At 50.3% G+C, this 18,710-nt stretch carries 16 protein-coding genes; 10 read left to right on the forward strand and 6 right to left on the reverse strand.

The features are described from left to right. The first annotated feature begins 27 nt into the window (after positions 1-27). On the forward strand, positions 28-4,212 hold the full coding sequence (locus H8L47_RS13320) for a hypothetical protein (protein WP_186954095.1): 4,185 nt from the start codon (positions 28-30) through the stop codon (positions 4,210-4,212). A gap of 138 nt (positions 4,213-4,350) precedes the next feature. Here H8L47_RS13320 and H8L47_RS13325 read toward each other — a convergent pair whose 3' ends face one another. Next, positions 4,351-5,070 (reverse strand): tetratricopeptide repeat protein, encoded by a 720-nt coding sequence (locus tag H8L47_RS13325; protein ID WP_186954096.1) that lies wholly within the window; start codon positions 5,068-5,070, stop codon positions 4,351-4,353. Between the two features lie 25 nt (positions 5,071-5,095). Between H8L47_RS13325 and H8L47_RS13330 the strand changes: the two genes are divergently transcribed. Both H8L47_RS13330 and H8L47_RS13335 read left to right on the forward strand, forming a co-directional pair. After that, positions 5,096-5,722 carry an alpha-ketoglutarate-dependent dioxygenase AlkB gene (locus tag H8L47_RS13330; protein ID WP_230413729.1) on the forward strand — a complete coding sequence of 209 codons (627 nt, stop codon included), beginning with the start codon at positions 5,096-5,098 and terminating at the stop codon, positions 5,720-5,722. A gap of 127 nt (positions 5,723-5,849) precedes the next feature. Beyond that, positions 5,850-6,575, forward strand: coding sequence for an ATP-grasp domain-containing protein (locus tag H8L47_RS13335; protein ID WP_186954098.1), 726 nt, complete (start codon positions 5,850-5,852; stop codon positions 6,573-6,575). Between the two features lie 54 nt (positions 6,576-6,629). Here H8L47_RS13335 and kynA read toward each other — a convergent pair whose 3' ends face one another. Together kynA and kynU are read right to left on the reverse strand one after the other, a co-directional pair. Further along, positions 6,630-7,481: a tryptophan 2,3-dioxygenase gene (gene kynA / locus H8L47_RS13340; protein WP_186954099.1), complete on the reverse strand. Its 852-nt coding sequence runs from the start codon at positions 7,479-7,481 to the stop codon at positions 6,630-6,632. A 138-nt stretch (positions 7,482-7,619) separates the two neighbouring features. Then, positions 7,620-8,876, reverse strand: coding sequence for a kynureninase (gene kynU / locus H8L47_RS13345; protein ID WP_186954100.1), 1,257 nt, complete (start codon positions 8,874-8,876; stop codon positions 7,620-7,622). A gap of 461 nt (positions 8,877-9,337) precedes the next feature. Here kynU and H8L47_RS13350 point away from each other — a divergent pair, with 461 nt between their 5' ends. The 3 genes from H8L47_RS13350 to H8L47_RS13360 all read left to right on the forward strand — a co-directional run bounded on the left by H8L47_RS13350 (position 9,338) and on the right by H8L47_RS13360 (position 11,431). Next, complete coding sequence (locus tag H8L47_RS13350; RefSeq protein WP_186954101.1) at positions 9,338-9,814, forward strand: Lrp/AsnC family transcriptional regulator; 477 nt, start codon at positions 9,338-9,340, stop codon at positions 9,812-9,814. 33 nt (positions 9,815-9,847) lie between these two features. Next, positions 9,848-10,324 carry an NUDIX hydrolase gene (locus tag H8L47_RS13355; RefSeq protein ID WP_186954102.1) on the forward strand — a complete coding sequence of 159 codons (477 nt, stop codon included), beginning with the start codon at positions 9,848-9,850 and terminating at the stop codon, positions 10,322-10,324. A 366-nt stretch (positions 10,325-10,690) separates the two neighbouring features. Further along, positions 10,691-11,431: a hypothetical protein gene (locus H8L47_RS13360; protein ID WP_186954103.1), complete on the forward strand. Its 741-nt coding sequence runs from the start codon at positions 10,691-10,693 to the stop codon at positions 11,429-11,431. 80 nt (positions 11,432-11,511) lie between these two features. On the opposite strand, the gene H8L47_RS13365 is transcribed toward H8L47_RS13360, so the two are convergent. Then, the gene (locus tag H8L47_RS13365; protein ID WP_186954104.1) at positions 11,512-12,018 is read right to left on the reverse strand and encodes a hypothetical protein; all 507 of its coding nucleotides are present in this window, start codon (positions 12,016-12,018) and stop codon (positions 11,512-11,514) included. A 105-nt stretch (positions 12,019-12,123) separates the two neighbouring features. On the opposite strand from H8L47_RS13365, the gene H8L47_RS13370 reads away from it, so the two are divergent. Next, entirely contained in the window at positions 12,124-12,681 is a 558-nt protein-coding gene (locus H8L47_RS13370; protein ID WP_186954105.1) for a GNAT family N-acetyltransferase, read from the forward strand. Here the strand turns inward: H8L47_RS13370 and H8L47_RS13375 are convergent. After that, entirely contained in the window at positions 12,653-13,651 is a 999-nt protein-coding gene (locus H8L47_RS13375; protein ID WP_186954106.1) for a type II secretion system F family protein, read from the reverse strand. The genes H8L47_RS13370 and H8L47_RS13375 overlap by 29 nt on opposite strands. 215 nt (positions 13,652-13,866) lie before the next feature. Between H8L47_RS13375 and H8L47_RS13380 the strand changes: the two genes are divergently transcribed. Further along, positions 13,867-14,370 (forward strand): glycine zipper 2TM domain-containing protein, encoded by a 504-nt coding sequence (locus H8L47_RS13380; RefSeq protein WP_186954107.1) that lies wholly within the window; start codon positions 13,867-13,869, stop codon positions 14,368-14,370. Between the two features lie 60 nt (positions 14,371-14,430). Here the strand turns inward: H8L47_RS13380 and H8L47_RS13385 are convergent, their stop codons facing one another. Next, positions 14,431-15,525, reverse strand: coding sequence for a serine hydrolase domain-containing protein (locus H8L47_RS13385; protein ID WP_186954108.1), 1,095 nt, complete (start codon positions 15,523-15,525; stop codon positions 14,431-14,433). A gap of 141 nt (positions 15,526-15,666) precedes the next feature. On the opposite strand from H8L47_RS13385, the gene H8L47_RS13390 reads away from it, so the two are divergent. Continuing rightward, positions 15,667-17,046 (forward strand): tetratricopeptide repeat protein, encoded by a 1,380-nt coding sequence (locus H8L47_RS13390; protein ID WP_186954109.1) that lies wholly within the window; start codon positions 15,667-15,669, stop codon positions 17,044-17,046. Positions 17,047-17,152: 106 nt separating this feature from the next. Further along, positions 17,153-18,706, forward strand: a complete 1,554-nt coding sequence (murJ, locus tag H8L47_RS13395; protein WP_186954110.1) for a murein biosynthesis integral membrane protein MurJ — start codon at positions 17,153-17,155, stop codon at positions 18,704-18,706. Positions 18,707-18,710: the final 4 nt, after the last annotated feature.

Below are 18,710 nucleotides of genomic sequence, written 5' to 3' on the forward strand. Positions count from 1 at the left end.
TCGGGTAATAATATGCTGAAAAAATGGATGACTTTCCTGCTCCTCGCATGCAGCAGTATTGCCAGCACTGCTGCAGAGTTTCCTGTGAGTGCAGTGCCTGATCCCTTGAAAACATGGGTGCCATGGGCACTGGATGGGGTAGAGAATGCAGGCTGCCCGCAGCTAGGCCAGGCAAATGACAAGCAATGCGTATGGCCAGGCGTGCTGGAAATCAAGGCCCATGCCCAAGGGGCGAGTTTTACTCAGGAATTAGAAGTCTTGCGTGACACCTGGGTTTACCTTCCTGGAAATGCGCTGCATTGGCCGCAGGATGTCAGTGTGGATGGGAAACCGCAGCCAGTCATCGCGCGTGAAGAGCTACCCATCATTAAACTGACACGCGGTACGCATAAATTGGCTGGACGCTTTTTCTGGTCTGCCGTACCAGAATTCTTGCCTTTGCCTGACAGTGCGGCCTTGCTTAAACTGGAATTGAATGGCAAGCCAGTGAGCTTCCCGGTGCGTGATGAAAACAATCAACTGTGGTTGCAGCGCAAGGCAGAAGCTGACGCTGGTGAGCAAATTCAGTTAAGGACTTTTCGCAAAATCACCGATGGCGTACCCATCATCGTAGAAACATATCTCCGCCTTGAAGTATCTGGCAAGGGGCGTGAAGTCAGTCTGAGCCGCGCGCTCTTGCCAGACCTGATCCCCTCGGAACTGCAATCGGCCCTGCCAGCTGTATTGCAGCCTGACGGCAGCATGAAGGTACAGGTAAGGGCCGGCAAATGGGATATACGCCTGCTGGCACGCCATCCGGGCGCTGTTAAAAATCTTGCTCTGCCTGAGGGGAATGGATTGATGGCGGAAGAAGAAGTCTGGTCCTATGAAGCAACACCCATGATACGTACTGCTGCGATAGAAGGACCATCCACAGTAGATCCCCAGCAAACGACATTGCCACAAGAATGGCGCAACCTGCCTGCTTATCTCATGCATGCCGGCAGTACATTTGGAATCAAAGAGATACGTCGAGGTGACAGCGATCCGGCACCCGACAAACTGTCCATACAACGCCGTCTATGGTTAAGTTTTGACGGTTCCACCCTGACCATGAGTGATCAGATCAAGGGCGACATTAGCCGTTCCAGTCGTCTCATCATGGGTGATATAGCCCAACTGGGGCGAGTCAGCCTGTCCGGACAAGATCAGTTGATTACCCGTGGTAATGATAAACTGGCGGGCATAGAAATCAAGCGTGGCAACATCACAGTAAGTGCAGACAGCGTGGTTGGCAATGCCACACGCAAGTTATCTGCGGTGACCTGGCAGCAAGATTTTGATAAGTTAGGCATAGAATTGATATTGCCTGCTGGCTGGCGTCTATTGCATGCGGGAGGGGTCGACAAGGCAGAAGGGGCCTGGTTGTCACGCTGGAACTTGCTTGATTTTTTCGTTGTGCTGGTGATTGCGCTGGCTGCCGGAAAACTGTGGGGCAAGCAATGGGGCGTGCTTGCCTTGTTTGCTCTAGTGTTGTCCTATCAGGAGATGGATGCGCCACGCTACTCATGGATAGTCTTGTTGGCGCTAACGGCTATTGTTCGGGTCTTGCCATCTGGACGCTTTCAAATCTGGATCAAACGACTGCAGCAAGCCAGCCTGCTGGTGCTGGTATTGTTGAGCCTGGCATTTGCAACCCAGCAAGTGCGATCGGCTTTGTATCCCGTGCTGGAAACGGATGGTAACGCTGACTATGGATTTCAGCGTGCTCAAGTTGATGAAGCACCTGCGCCCGCTGCATCAGTTGCCGTGCCTGCCGAGGTTAATGCGCAAGTGCAGGGCGGTGCGGAAGCACCGCCGCCCCCTCCTGTGATGAATGAAGAAAGTATGCCCATTCAAAGAGACGCAAACAAACTTGCCAAAGCCAATGCAATGAATTCATATAGCATGGTCAGAGCCAAGTCGGCAACTGGATCGCGATCCACCAACTACCAGGCTATGGACCCAGATGCCAAAGTGCAGACCGGGCCAGGTTTGCCGACCTGGAACAGGCGTTCGCACCGTCTGATCTTTGATGGCCCGGTCAAACAGGATCAGCAACTGGATCTGTGGCTGTTGCCGCCTTGGGCGAATAAAATACTGGTGTTGCTGCGCCTGATTTTGTTGGGGGTCTTGCTGGTTTGTGTAAGTGATCTCTGGAAAGGTCGAGGGCGCGGACCAGGCAGTGCCAATGCAACTGCTACCAGCGGGTGGCGCTGGCGTGGTTTGGGCAAAACAGTGTCCATCGTGCTTATCAGCAGCCTGGCTGCCCTGGCGAGCCTGCACAGTGAACCTGTGCAGGCACAAATGCCCAGTAAAGAACAACTGGAAGAACTCAAAGAGAAACTCATGCGGCCTGCCGAGTGTCTGCCAGACTGCGCAGAAATCTCGCGCATGCTGGTACAAATCAATGGCAACAATGTCAGGTTGGGTCTGGATATCGATGCTGTCATCGAGACGAGCATTCCTTTGCCAGGTGGCATCAAGCACTGGCTGCCAAGTGATGTGCGTCTGGATGGCAAACCTGCCTATGTGCGTCGTACCGGTGACGGAACAATCTGGTTGTTGGCACCAGCAGGGCGTCACAGACTGGAACTGACCGGCGAGTTAATGCTAAGTGATACCTTGCAGTTGCCGTTGCCGCAAAAACCAAGGCGTGTTGACATCCTGGCTGATGCCTGGGATGTTGCAGGTTTGTCTGACGACGCAGGTGTTGCAGATACCTTGCAATTCAATCGTCGCGTCAAAGCCAGCAATAAGACAGAAACCTCAGCCTTACCCAGTTTTTTGCATGTCACCCGACGCTTGATATTGGACAAGGAATGGCAGGTGGAAACCACCGTGTCGCGCCACACTCCTCTGGGTCAGCCTGCTCTTGCACAAATCCCCTTATTGCCTGGTGAGGCAGTGACCACCGCCGGTTTGACAATCAAGGATGGCATGGTGGCCGTTAACCTGGGGCCTCAGACAGATAGCATCGAGTGGCGTTCAAATCTACCTCAGTCTGCGCAGATCAAACTCAGTATTGGCAAGCAAAGCAATTGGGCTGAGACATGGATAGTCGCAGCCTCAGGTATCTGGCATTTGAGTGCGACAGGTCTGCCGCCACTGGCCAGCGATGCCAATAGCGGTGAAAACGATGGCGAACTGGTGTTCCGACCCTGGCCGGGCGAAACGCTTGCCCTGAATGTCGAGCGCCCGCAAGCCATCGCTGGTCAAACCCTGACCATCGATCAAAGCAGGCTGCTGGTCAGCCCTGGCAGCAGGGCAACCGACTATCAATTAAGCTTGCATTTGCGTAGCAGCCGTGGTGGTGACTATACCCTGACTCTGCCAGAAGGTGCAGTCCTGCAGCGTGTCAGCATCAATCACCAGGTCAGGCCATTACGTGCAAATGGCAGGCAACTGGTGTTGCCGGTTATGCCGGGTGCCCAAGACATAGAAGTGCAATGGCGTCTGGACCAGGGCATGGGAAGCAGTTATACAAGCGCTTCCGTCAATTTGCAGCAGGCGAGTGTCAACAATACGCTGCAATTGAAGTTGCCACATGATCGCTGGTTATTGCTGGCTAGTGGCCCCGGCATGGGGCCTGCCATCCTGTTCTGGGGCAAACTCATTGTCTTGCTGATGGTCGCTGTCGCTCTGGGGCGTTTTGCCGGTTTGCCTGTGACTACCCGCCAATGGCTGCTGTTGACACTGGGTTTGACACAAGTTGCCTGGTGGAGTGCTGCCCTGGTCGTGGCCTGGTTCTTTGCCTTTGCCCAGCGTGCAAAAATGGCCGAAAGTACGACCGCAAGATGGTTATTCAATCTGCGTCAATTGAGCCTGGTCGTCCTGACCATGATAATGCTTGGGGTTTTGCTGGCCGCAGTAGAAAGTGGTTTGCTGGGGCAGCCTGACATGCAAGTCAGCGGTAATGCATCCAGTGCGCATAATCTGATCTGGTATCTGGACAGAGCAACAGCGGATTTGCAAGCTGCCTGGGTATTGTCCTTGCCCATCCTGGTCTATCGCGGCCTCATGCTGATCTGGGCGCTATGGCTGGCCTGGTCATTACTGAGCTGGTTGAAGTGGGGCTGGGCTGCATTTGCCAGTGGCCGTTTATGGAAACAAAAACCACGTGTACTTGAAGCTGGAGGTTCAATGCCTGAAGTGGCAGCTAATGTCAAGGCGCAAGCCGCCGATAACTCGTAGTGATGAAAAAAGTCAGGGGTTGCGATCAATCCCTGACTTTTTTTATGAGTCCAGAGTAGCAAAGTATTTGCTTGAATGATCATCACTCTCTGATCTTGTGCGAAATGCTGCGGCGGGATCAAGCATACAAATATTCCGTTATTTTTGCATTTCCTGTACCTGCTGCAGAAATTGTTGAAATGATGAAGCATGCTCAGGGAATCGACTGATCCCCTCAGCAAAAATTTCTTCAGCTGCGGTCAATTTGCCCAACCTCAACAAGCATTCTCCCTTGGAAAAGAAGGCGCTCATGCCATCAGGATTAAGGTAAAGAGAAACTTCGAAATCCCTGAGTGCATATTCATAGAGAGCTAATTCCATGTAAGTGAAGGCACGGTTATCTACGGCTTCAAAGAATAAAGGGAAAAGTTCGATGGCCTTGCTATATTCTTCTATCGCCTCGATTCGCTTGCCTTGATCACCAAGAGCATAAGCATGTTTGTAATGCTCACTTGCCTGGTGAATGATTTCTGAAATTTCTTGACCAGTGAAGTTCGCATAGCGGGGGAAATCAGTGTGTTTCAGGTACTCGACAAAACCACTCAGTTCTTCTTCTGTTGCCTGGGTATTGCCTACTCGCTCCCATCCTGAATTGAAGTTTTTTGCGTCAATCGGAGCGTGCCACACTTTCACTTTGGCCGCCTTCAAGGATGCCAAATCCGGTTTGTTGAAAACTGATTCATACGTCAGGCAATGCGCGGTAGCTTCCCCGTCTGGCCACGAGTCCAAGGCTAGAATTTTCATGGCTATCCAGCCTGGCTTTTTTTCGCGAATGATCAGGTCACCTGGGGTGAGGGCTATTAGTTGTGTGACTTCCACTTCAGGTTTCCTTTATTGAATTGTTTTGATTGGCAATCGCAGTTTAATATATTTCTATCTTTTGAATGCAAAATGCAATAGATTGACATCTTTCCATTGCAATCAAATCTCTTCAGCACTTATGCAAGCGCCAGCAATTTATTTAAAGCCAGATTTCCTCTTCGCACCAGAGGTCTTATTTTCCAAACTTGAAAATGAAATCATCTGGGATGAGAGAATGCGCGCCCGTAAGACGGCGAGCTTTGGTGTGGCCTATGATTATTCTCAAATATCGTATGCACCGACACCCATGCCAGATTTTTTACAAGTGATTTGTCTGGCTCTGGAAGATGAGTTGGGCTTCCGTCCCAATAACTGTCTGTTGAACTTTTACACTGACGGTAATTCGTCCATGGGTTTTCATTCAGATTCGACTGATGAACTGGCAGAGGGTAGTGGCGTTGCCATCATTTCGCTAGGCAGTTTGCGTCATATCGCCTATCGCAGCAAACAAGATAAAAACCAGGAGTTTTCATATCCATTGCTTCCCGGAAGTTTGTTGTATATGTCTGCAGCCATACAAGGCGAGTGGCTGCATGCCATTCCTAAAGAAGCAGGTGCTGGCGCGCGGATTAGCATGACGTTCAGGAAAATTAAGCGCTCCTGTGGATGACAGCGAGGCCCTTTGCATCTCTGGAAAAAATGCGTGGGAGATGAGCCTCTTTTAAAAATAGTTTAAGAATTTTATGCACTGGATTATACAAAATAATATCTTCTCAGAAACAGGTTGGGATCAGTTGTTGCAAACGATCGATCGCTTCGGGATTTCTCATTCTGTTCACAAGGTCGTGCCATTTGTTGGCGAGCTGGAACCGCCAGCAACTATTGGTCATGATAACGTCATTTGCATAGGTTCCTATTCCATGCGTCATGCTGCCAAACGACATGGCTGGACGCCTGGGGTATTTGATTTGTTCGAGCAGGATTTCGGCCAACAACTCAAGCATTGGGGTGAGCATATGCTCAATGCCAGTTCAGTTATCAGTAGTTTTGCCGATGCGGTTTTTACCGATGATTTCATGTTCGTACGCCCATGCAATGATTCCAAGTATTTTGCTGGACGTGTATTTTCACGCGAAGAATTTGAAACCTGGCAAATCCAGGTTTGCGATTTACAACTTGAAGATGGAAGCAGCCTGACGCCGCAGACCTTGATACAAGTCGTCAAACCTATCCTGATTTACTGCGAAGCGCGGTTTTGGGTAGTCAAGGGGTGTATTATCACCAAGTCCATTTATAAGCGTGGTGACCGGGTGATTTATTCGAGTGAAGTGGATGACAGTTTCACGCAATATGTGGAGGAGCGCATTGAAGAATGGCAACCGCATGAGGCATTTGTCATTGACGTGTGCGATACCGAGCTTGGTTTGAAAATTGTTGAAATCAATACCTTGAATTCATCAGGCTTTTATGCCGGAGATGTGCAAAAGCTTGTGCTGGCACTGGAAGAGGCTTTTAGCGTTTGACTTACTCGTGCAGAGGAAGACCCCTCTGCACGAGTATCGACTTTTCTTGCTTTCTTACAGCGCAGTCCGCAATGCAAACAATTCCGGGAACAACACCACATCTAGCATCTTGCGCAGATAGCTGACACCTGCAGTGCCGCCCGTGCCGGTTTTGAAGCCGATGATGCGCTCTACTGTAGTGACATGACGGAAGCGCCAGATGCGGAAGGCGGTTTCCATGTCCACCAGTTTTTCTGCCAGTTCATACAAAGACCAATATTTTTCTGGTGTTTGATAGACTTGCAGCCAGGCTGCTTTGACGGACTCATTGGCGACTATGCCTTGCGACCAGTCTTGTTGCAAACGGTCTGCATCAATCGCAAAACCCTGGCGTGACAAGAGCATGATGGCTTCATCATAAATAGACGGTGTACGCAGAGAAGCATCGAGAGTTGCATGTACTTCTGGCTTGCTTTCATGGACAGTCATCAGGGTGGCGTTCTTGTTACCCAGCAGGTATTCCAGTTCACGGTATTGATGTGACTGGAAGCCTGACGATGCACCCAGGTAAGGGCGTATTGCCGTGTATTCGCTAGGCGTCATGGTGGACAACACATCCCAGGCATGTACCAGTTGATCCATGATGCGGGCCACGCGTGACAGCATCTTGAAGGCGGGTGGCAAATCATTGCTGCGTATATGCTGGCGCACTGCATGCAGTTCATGCAGCATCAGCTTGATCCACAGTTCACTGGTTTGATGCTGGACGATGAACAGCATTTCATTGTGATTGGGTGAGCGTGGATGTTGCGCCGTCAGTATCTGGTCCAGGCCCAGATAATCGCCATAGCTCATGGATTCGCTAAAGTCCATTTGTGCGCCATGCCATGCCATGGGGCATTTGCCAGCTTGTTCGTTGTTGCTCATGAGGTTTCCTTAAAATGTTTTCTACCTAAAACCATATTACACAGAGACGGAGAGGTCGCACAGAGAAAGGCGAAGAGCTTTTTATGCATTTTGTTCTTCTTTGCTTTTCTCTGTGTCTCTGTGTTGAGGGGTCTTGAATCAAGTCACTGCATTTCGTTCAGCGTTGGCATCGTAGTCTTTGCTGTCGAGTATATCGCGCAAGCCTTCTGCTGCATCCCAGACATCGACAAAGCTAGTGTACAGCGGCGTAAAACCAAAGCGCATGATAGCGGGTTCGCGATAGTCACCGATGATGCCGCGATTGATTAGCGCCTGTATCACGGCATAGGCATGTGGGTGTTTGAAGCTGGCCTGGCTGCCGCGTTGCTGGTGCTGGCGAGGTGTTACCAGTTCCAGTGGGTGTGATGCACAACGGGCTTCTACCAGGGTGATAAACATATCCGTCAGTGCCAGCGATTTTTTGCGTATTGCCTGCATATCTGTCTTGCCAAAAACATCCAGTCCACAGGCAACCATAGCCAGTGACGTAATTGGCTGGGTACCGCACAGGGCGCGGCGTATGCCAGGCGTAGGTGTAAAACCCGGGTCCATGGCAAAGGGGCTGGCATGACCCCACCAGCCAGACAACGGGTGATGGAATGTCTCTTGATGACGTGCAGGCACCCAGATAAACGCAGGCGAGCCAGGTCCGCCGTTCAGGTATTTATAAGTACAACCAACGGCAAAGTCAGCATTCGCGGCATTCAGTTGTACAGGAACTGCGCCAGCAGAATGGGCCAGGTCCCACAAAATCAATGCGCCATGTTGATGTGCAAGGGCAGTGACGGCAGTCATGTCATGCAGATAGCCAGTGCGGTAATTCACATGCGTGAGCATCACCAGTGCCGTGCTGTCATTGATGACTTGCGGCAGTTCTTCTGGAGAGTCGATCAACTGGATTTGATAACCACGATTTAGCCAGCGGGCGATGCCTTCCGCCATGTAGATATCAGTAGGGAAGTTGCTGCGTTCGGTAATGATGGTTTTGCGTTTGGTATCAGCCGTCTGTATCTGCAGTGCTGCGGCGATGGCCTTGAACAGGTTGACGGATGTCGTGTCGGTGACGACCACTTCATTGACTTCAGCACCAATCAAGGGAGCGAGTTGATTGCCCAGGGTGGATGGCAAATCAAACCAGCCAGCGGTATTCCAGCTCTTGATGAGATCAGTGCCCCACTCGCGGGTAATGACATCTTGCGCTTTTTGCAGGGCTGCCTTGGGGCGGGCACCGAGGGAATTGCCGTCAAGGTAAATCACACCGGCTGGCAAATCAAATTCTTCACGCAGGGCTGCCAGCGGATCTTGCATATCAAGCTTTTCGCAATCGCTGCGGGTGATAGTGGTGGTTTGTGTCATTACAACAGGCTCCTTAGTATGTGGCATCGGGGGCTGGCATCAAGCCCGGCAAGTTTTTTACAGACAAATCAATTCATGGTCTCAAGAAGCGATTTCGCCGGAGACGATGACTCGTGGAAAAATATGCAGAGATTTTATGCCGGATTGTCTGAATTTTTCTTGCAAATTGCAGTGTGAAAATCAAAGTTAATAGAATATTCTGCCGATTATATTTAAGATTTTGATATAAAATGCATTAATGAGTTTTTGCATTGCGCAAAGGCACCAGATTGTTTGTGTTTTTGCAATTGCTTGCTCTTCTCATCTGCTAGTAATAATAGATTAAAAGACACAGGCCCCGGCGAGATAGATAAAAGGAGGGATGCTTGCAAGTAAGCTTTTCTGCATCTTTTTTTCTCAGTGTGTCCTCTGTGCCTCTGTGTTGAGAGGTTTTGTCATCAATAAATAAGTAGATTAGTCAAATGCAACTCGACGCCACCGATCTTAAAATCCTCCAGCAATTACAGGCCGATGGCCGCATCAGCAATCAGGAGCTTGCTGATAAAGTTTTTTTATCCCCGTCATCCTGCTTGCGTCGCGTGCGCATGCTGGAAGAGGCTGGCATCATCCACCATTATTGCGCTGTTATTGATGCTGCTGCAGTCGGGCTGGAAGTGGATGCCTTTGTTCAGGTCACTATGCGCCGCGATGTGGAACAATGGCATGAGAACTTTTCGCAAGCGTTACTGCAATGGCCGGAAGTCATCGGCTCTTATATCATCACTGGCGACGCCAATTACCTGTTGCGCGTGCGTGCCCGCAATCTCAAGCATTATTCTGCTTTTGTGCTGGAACGACTTTATAAGACGACTGGCGTGCTTGATATACGCTCGAACATCGTGTTGCAAACTTTAAAGGATACACAGCAAATCGCGACCAGCCTGCTAGTGGCTGAATAATATTCTCTTCTACCGCGTTACCATCACTCTGCCATGATTTCCTTTGATATTGACGAGTATCGTTACAACCTGCGTGCAGCCGCCATCATTCTAGATGGCGACAGGGTGCTGCTGCACAAAATCGAAGGCGATGCATTCTGGTGTGTACCTGGTGGCCGGGTAAATGCAGGAGAGCTCGCTTCCAACACGGTGGTGCGGGAGATGCAGGAAGAATTGTCAGAACCTGTTAGCTGTGAAAACCTGTTGTGGACTGTTGAGAATTTTTTCTCTTATCGCGGTCAGCAACATCATGAAATTGGTTTGTATTTCTTGGTTCGCTTGGCATCAGATTCACGCCTGCTGACAACAGTAGGCCCTTATGTGGGCAATGAAGGTGACTTGAAGCTCACTTTTGCTTGGTTCAGTCGGGCAGAGTTGGCAGATCTTGATATCCGTCCTTCCTTTTTAGCGCAGGCGCTGGCAGCTCCAGCCCTGCTCATGCAGCATGTGGTACATCGTGAGCACGCTTAAGTGGCTCCAGAAAATCAACTGCTTTGTATCTTTTTGCCATTTTCGCTTGAGGCGGGAAAAAAATAGATCCGTCCGACAGTCAACGCTTACAAGTTTTTAGGACTGGTCCGATATCTGAAAATTGGTCTTCTGATTACACTGTGTGCAGTATATTCAAAGTAAAGAAACGTAGATGGATAGCAGGAATATGCATGTATTTTTTGATGTCCCTTTTTTTTTTGCTTTGAACTTACATCTATCTGTACACCAGCTAAAAAGTAGGTACAGGGTTTTGAGGGATCTCGAAAATCCCCTTGCGCAATTTTCGCATTGGATTGCGGATCGTATTGCGTATTGCATTGATTAACCAGTATTCAGGAGATTTATATGAAGAACGGACGTCAGCAAGACAATTCTTTCCAGGAACGTGATCGTCAAATCAGGACGCACCATGCCTATAATGGCAGCCGTCACGAGGGCTATGGTGATAATCACGAATTCGATCAAAACAGGGATGTACGCCATGCATCCTCAAACTACACCAATGATTTTGGCCGTGAACAAATGCAAAGCCGTAACTCGGGTTCGCAAGGTTTCTACGGCGTAGACGGTGGCCGTCAGCAAGAGCCGCGCTACGCCAATGACAATGGCCGCACTTATCCTGAACAGCACGATCGTCAGAATGTAAGTCAGGCCGGCCGTTATAACGGTCAGCAATCCAGCCAGGACTTCCATAGTAGCCAGGCCAATGATGGCCGTTATCATCCTAACGACTTCGGTCAATATGAACACAATGGCGCTTCCTCTCCACGCCAGTATTCAAGCGACCGCGACGGAAATAACCGCGGCGACAGCCAGCAAGTGACGCGTGGTGGCTATGAAGATACACGTCATGGACAACATTTTGACCATGACTATCATCAGTGGCGCAATCTGCAAATCGAAGCGCTTGATAATGACTATGATGAATGGCGCAAAGAGCGCTATCAAAAATTCTCAACGGAGTTTGATACATGGCGCAATGGTCGCTCAGCCAATGCTGCAAAAAATCCGCAAGACAAGAATGTTCAAAACACGGCAAGTTCTGCTGCCGCTAGTGACAGCAATACGACGAGTAAGTCCAAGTAAGTTCGGATAGCCTGAACATTAAAAGGATGTTTGGAAATAAGGGAGGGCAGTTTTTTGCCTCCCCTGTAGCTATTTTTCAATCAAAAGTAGTTCGTAAACAACACAACAACAATCGGTGACGCCAGGCCAAGCAACATGCCTATGAATGCGTCCTGCATCGCGTCTGTCAATGTGCCGGTTATTCCGCCAAATAAAAAGCCCGCTACGGCGCCATAGCCTGCCATGATGAGATATGGCGATCTTCTTTGCCAGGTAAAAAATAGTAAGCCTATTCCGCCCCCAGTCAAAGTAGCAAGCAAGGATAGCGGTGTTGATAAATCCGGATAGCCAGGAAAGCTTGTCCACGTCAATCCCAGTAAGGGCCAAAATAAGAGGCAAACCCAATGTGGGCCGAACAGTGGAAAAATGAAGCGCTCCAGGAATGAAAAAACAAAACGTGAAATACGTCGTGATTTCATGTCGCTGGCATATTGTTCCCTAAATTTCCTGTTTCTTTCACGTCTGGCAGCGCCCTTGCCAGTGGAAGTATTTCCGTGCCGTTGGGGAGTTTCTTGTGAAATATTTTTTAAAGAATATTTTCGTTTCATCGCTGCATCGGCAGTGCTATCAATATATTATCGAGTTAAAATTTTTTCTGGATAAATTTTCTGGGTCGCCTGAGTTGTTGCGCATAACTAGAGACATGTACACATATGCAAATACAAACAAAAAACCTCGTCTTGCGTGATTTTTCCATCCAAGATTTGCCATTGTATACCGCCTTACGCAGCCATCCTGATTTCCAGGTTTATTACGATGATGACGATGTTACGCCAGAAAAATCTGCCTTCTTGCTCCAGCTTTTCATGCAGCAAAGCCAGGAAAACCCGCGTCAGAAATTTCAATTGGCAATTTGTGGAAAAGATGGCGTACTCATGGGGTCATGCGGCATAAGACTGGAAGCAGCGGGGCAGGCTTCCATGGGATTTGAATTGGGTGTGCCCTGGCAACATGCGGGCAGGGCAAGAGAGGCGGCGCAGGCCATGCTAGATTTCGCTTTTTGCAAATTGCAAGTGGATAGGGTATATGCCGAGACCCTGGCTGAAAATCAGGGAGCGACCAGAGTCTGTCAGTCGCTAGGGATGCGGCGAGCAGGTATTGATATGGCATCGCGCTTTTTCAAAGGGAGAAAGTGGGAGGCTGTACTCTTTGAAATCCACGCGCAAGATTTTATGCTCCTGGCTAAAGATGGCCAGGCACTTGCGGGTTGAACGCGCTGCTTGTTAGCACGCCATAGGCTATCGTCGCGGCAACAAGAGAATATGCTATCCTCGGTAACCAGTCTGCTACCTGTTTTTGTTGCAGTTGCAGGCTGGCATTTTCTCCCTTGGCATAGCGCGATAGCATTTCAGGTAATTTCCCACTTGCCTCGCCAGTATGTATCAGGCCTGGCAGAGTATCGTCGTGAATGTCGGGTAAGCTGCGCACTGCATCAGCCAGCGTTGCTCCTTTTTGCATTAATGGCAAAATGCGCGCGAGCTGGCGCCGCAACAAAACATTGCTGGCCCCTTGTAAGCCTAGCTGCAGCGCATCAAACATGGGTAGGCCAGCTTCCAGCAAGAGTGCCATGCTTTGCCAGAAATCACAGAGATTGCGACGTTTATGCATCTTGCCAAATATTGGCACGACCAATAAAAACTGATCAAGCCAGGACACTGAGGCATGTACTGGGCGCACCTGGAAACGACGGTATGCATAGATTCCGCTAGTGGCCAAACCCGCAGCGAGCAGGATAGTCCTGGCGATCTGCCAAAGATAAGCCCCCATGCTTAGCGCACCAGTGACCAATTGCGGCAAGGGTGGAATGAGCAGTGAAAGGATGCCCATGAGAGCAGGTAGCATCAGGCGCGATTTGATGCTGGCGATCTGTTGGGCTTTTTCCTGATAATAGCTGGCCAGTTGGCGATAAACAGGCGTGGGGTCGCCAGCCGCCAGGGCTGCTCCTATCAAGCCTGCTTCCAGCGGTGTCCATAATCCACTATGCAGGCCCGCATCAGCCAGGTTTTTACCGCGCTTGACGCCTTGCAAGGTCGCTACCATTCTGTCCTGATAGGGAGACGGCAGTTTCATCATCGGCAAGGCTTGCAATGGGGCGATGCCAGCACGGCTTAATGCCGCCAACTGTTGCAGCAAGTCAGCGCGTATGCGGTAGGGTAAAGCCAGATGCGGCGAATTCTTCATGACTGTATTGTGCCATGAACTCTCATGAGTCCACCAAATTCAACCGTGGCCCCAGATTAAGCTGGATAGCCTGGAGCATGTTCACGTTCATTATTTCATTGCGTGCCAAGCCTTTCGTTACATTTACTTACTACCGTAACATAATCGAGGTCAGCTTATTGCTGGCTTGGCGCGTTATTTGCTCATGAGTCATCATTAAACTGAAGGAGATCAAGATGGAATTAGCTACTACCAACAAGCGCATACACCCATTAATGGCAGGTGCGGCCTGTTCAGTCATTCTGGTGAGTCTCCTGGGTGCCGCTGCCATTACAGGCGTGTTGCCCAGTTCAAACAGCACCAATGCGCCCGCCAGCAATACCGTGCCAGCCCTGGGGGCCAATGGCAACCTGACTTATCCTGCACCAGCAGCGAATAATCAAAATCAGCCTGCAATGAATTATGCAAATACTGCGCAGACCTCACAAAACAATTATGTTGCCCCCGCTCCGGCTCCTGTCAGAGTTGCACAGAATAATAGTCATCGTCAGCCAACCAAAAATTATCCTTCGCAGCCAGCGCAGGCAAATAATAGCCCGGTCGGCATAGGGGTGGGCGCCGTGATTGGCGGCTTGATTGGTAGCCAGGTGGGTAATGGCAATGGCCGTACACTAGCAACTATCGCTGGTGCTGTAGGTGGTGGCTACGTAGGTAACGAAGTAGCGAAAAGAAATCCATAATCTGGACGTTATTTATGGCGCAGGCGGCGTGTCAGAAAAAACTGGCACGCCGTTTTCATTTTAACGTGTATTCATCAGCGAACGTAATAAGTCAGCTGCGGTGCCCTTATTGGCCCAGGTTTGCGACAAATCCAGGTCACCATTGGTGCTGACGATGATGAGGATATTCTGGTGTTGCAAATCCACCAGGTTCAATATGCGTACACCGGCTATCCAGCCCTGGCGTTCGACGATCATTGCAGGCGCAGCATTGTCGCCAGCCTTGAATGGGTAAGACCAGACGCCGATTGCACCACCGACACTATTTGGTTTGACCATCTCGTCGCGACTTTTGCCTGACAAGAATTTACCGCGCATGAAAGCCAGATCAAATGCATATAAATCAGCAAGCGTACCAAAGCTGGAGCCAGCCGGGCCATAGCTGGCAAAATTGACTGCTGGCTCAGGCTTGCCGCCAAGGGTGCCGTGGACATGGGTTTTTACGTCTGGCTGGGCGGCAGTGTAGTAGCCAACTTGTTGCATGCCTGCCGGGCTGAAGATGCGTTGCTGCAGCAAGCTCAAAAAACTTTGCTTGTTGATTTTTTCCAGCAAGGCACCAAGGACGATGTAGTCGCAATTGTTGTAGTCAAATTTGGCCCCTGGTGCGGCAGTGGATGGACCTGCACATAAGCCAGTAGCGAATTTTTGTATGTCATCGCCACTATTGGCATCCATCATATGCATGGCCGGATTGATCATTTCATTGTACAAGCCGGAATAATGCGTCAGCAATTGGCGCAGGGTTGCGCTGCGTGCCTGCACATTGGGGTAGTCGGGCCAATATGTACCCAGTGCCTGATCGAGTTGCAGCTTACCTGCTTCCACTTCCTGCATGACCAGGATCGCTGTCATTTGTTTGGTGATGGACGCAAAGCGGAAGGTTTGGCGGGTGTCGGTGACATTGCCAAACGCCTTTTCCAGTAATACCTTGTCGCCACGCGCAGCAAATACCAGGCCCTGGAAGCCGCTGTTTTTCAGATTTTTTGCAGCATCCTCCAGGCTGGGGATAGCTTTGGGGCTTGCTGCCAGGCTGGAGGTGGCATGCAAACCCAATGCCAGCAAGCTTGCGGCCAGTAAGCGCAGGGTGCGTTGTATAGTTAGACTGTATCTTGTCACGACAGGCTCCATTCATTAAGGAATATGCATATCATACAATTTTTGCATCTCCGCATAGTTTAACAAATGTATCGCCAGGACATGCGCTGGCAGCTTGTTGCCACCTATAATGTTTTGGTTCCTGGCGTCCTGAGTGTATGCATGAAGACCGATACTGCAGAATCCCTCTTTTATGAAGCCAATCAGTTAATGGCTGAAGGGCATTTCATTGCTGCTGAAGACAAGCTGCGAATGGCCTTGCAAATAGAGGAAGATCTGGCAGAAATACATGCCAATCTGGCCTGGCTCATGCAGCAGCAAGGGCGCTATGCAGAGGCAGAGCCAGCTTATCAAAGAGCACGCCAACTGGCACCTGAGGACACACAAATAAGTTTGAATTTTGGCGTCATGCTGGCTCAGCAAAGGCGCTTTGATGAAGCAGAGCAGCTATATCAACTGGTCTTGCAGCTAGAGCCTGATTCTGTCTTCGCGCTGTCTAATCTTGGTGTCTTGCTGGCCAGCACCTGGCGTGAAGCAGAAGCCGAGACTTGCTATCGTCAGGCGCTGGAACTGGAACCGGCTTATCGCAAGGCATCCTTCAATCTGGCTTATCTGTTGCTAAGACAGGGCCGCTATGCAGAAGGCTGGTACATGCTGGAGGCGCGCGATGGGCTTGAAGTACTGGACAATTGCCTCAGCGAAGAGCCTGATTTTTTTCGCTGGCAAGGGCAAGACCTCAGTGGTAAATCCATCATCATCCTGTTTGAGTCTGGTCATGGTGACATGATACAGTTTGTCCGTTACGCCAGCCTGTTAAAACAGCGCAAGGCTGTAAGCGTCAGTTGCTTGTGTCATCCACAGCTCAAAAAACTGTTTACCACGCTGGATGGCCTTGATAATGTATATGGCTTTGATGAGTTTATCGTTTTCAGTGACTGGGATTACTGGGTGCCAATACTGAGTTTACCTGGCTTGTTTCAGACCCGGCTGGAGACAATTCCAGCAAGCCTGCCTTACCTGCATGGTGCGCCGCAGGTAAGGCAACACTGGAGCAATGCCATGTCAGTCGCAGGAAGTAGTTTGCGCGTAGGACTGGTATGGAAAGGCAATCCAGGTTTTGAGAATGATGCAGATCGCTCTATTCATGACCTCAATGTCTTGCGGGCATTGGCAGATATTCCTGGCGTGCACTGGTTCAGCCTGCAAAAGGGGGAGGGTGAAGAAGATATTACTGCCTCCTCAATGCCGCAGCCTATCACTGCACTTGGCGCAGACATTCATGACTTTGCTGACACTGCCGCGATTCTCATGCAGCTTGATTTGCTGATCGCCGTTGATACCGCCGTCGCCCATCTGGCTGGGGCTCTGGGCAAGCACTGCTGGGTCATGTTACCCGCATACCAGACTGACTGGCGCTGGCTCAAGGACCGGCATGACAGCCCCTGGTATCCGGAAGTGATGCGCTTATTCAGGCAGACAGTCCCTGGCGACTGGTCAGGCACACTACAGGAAGTGAAAAGCGAATTGCTTAAGCTGATATAAATAACACATTTTAGGATGATAATTTTGATAATTTTATTTCGAAAGAAGCAATCGCCAATGTGGCAAATATGACCCCTCTCTGCGCTACAAAGTATAATGCCGCACCATGAATCTACTAAGAACCCTTGCCGCCATGAGTGGCATGACCATGTTGTCGCGCCTTACCGGCCTGGGGCGCGATGTATTGATCGCTACGCGCTTCGGTGCGGACGCCTATACTGACGTATTCAACATTGCATTCCGCATTCCCAATCTCTTGCGCCGTATGTTTGCCGAAGGCGCTTTTTCACAAGCCTTTGTTCCCATCCTGGCAGAATACAAAAACAAGCAGGGCGAAGCCGCCACCAAAGACCTGGTCGATCATGTCGCTACCCTGATGACGTGGACGCTGGTGGTAACCTGTATTTTGGGTATCTTAGGCGCACCGGTATTATTGTATTTCATGGCCAAGGGCTATGTCGGCCAGGCGACTGAATTCAATGTAGCCATCATCATGACGCGCATCATGTTCCCGTATATTGGTTTCATGTCCATGGTGGCGCTGGCAGGTGGCATACTGAATACCTGGCGCGAATTCAAAGTGGCAGCATTTACGCCAGTTTTATATAACCTCTCATCTATCGCTGCTTCTCTGTTCCTGGCGCCTTACCTTGAACAACCCATTTATGCATTGGCGATAGCCGTATTTGTGGGTGGCGTATTGCAGTTGGGCATACAAGTCCCTGCACTGCTCAAGATAGGTATGTTGCCAAAGATTAGTTTCAGGGTAGGCACAGCCTGGCAAGATGAAGGTGTGCGCCGCATCGTGCGCAATATGGTGCCAGCGATACTCGCGGTGTCAGCAACCCAGATCAGCATTGCTATCAACACCAGCATTGCCTCCAGCCTGACAACAGGAAGCACTACCTGGCTGGCCAATGCAGACCGCTTGATGGAATTCCCTACCGCATTGCTGGGGGTGGCACTGGGGACTATTTTATTGCCCGGTCTGGCCAAGGCACATTCTGACGGCGATACTGCAGAGTATTCAGACTTGCTGGACTGGGGCCTGCGTCTGACTTTCCTGCTGGCCTTGCCCGCTGCTGTGGGCCTGGCGACGATACCTGAAGCCCTTACTGCCACTCTTTATCACTACAGCAAATACAGTGACCATGCTGTGCAAATGACCTCCAATGCCCTGGTAGCCTACGGCCTGGGCTTGCTTGGCCTGATCGTCGTCAAGATATTGGCGCCGGGTTTTTATGGCAAACAGGATATCCGTACGCCAGTAAAAATTGCTGTTGCCGTCATGCTGGTGACTCAGGCATTGAATTATGTCTTCGTGCCGTATTTTGATCATGCTGGTCTGGCCTTGTCAGTGGGCCTTGGCGCGTGCGTGAATGCGATTTTCCTCTACACAGGTTTGCGCAAACGCGGTATTTACCAGCCCAGAAAAGGCTGGCCCATGTTCCTGCTTAAATTGCTTGCTGCGCTATTGCTAATGGCAGGCGTCGCCTTGTGGACTAAAGATCAATTCCATTGGTTGGCAATGCGCAATACCCCCATGTTGCGCATTGCCGCTCTGGGCTTCGTATTGGTCTCTTGTGCAGCGACTTATTTTGCTGCGCTGGCGCTGATGGGATTCAGGCCCAGGGATTTCAGGAAAGTGACCAGGATTTAGAGTA

The organism is Undibacterium umbellatum, assembly GCF_014284125.1.
Lineage (GTDB): Bacteria > Pseudomonadota > Gammaproteobacteria > Burkholderiales > Burkholderiaceae_D > Undibacterium > Undibacterium umbellatum.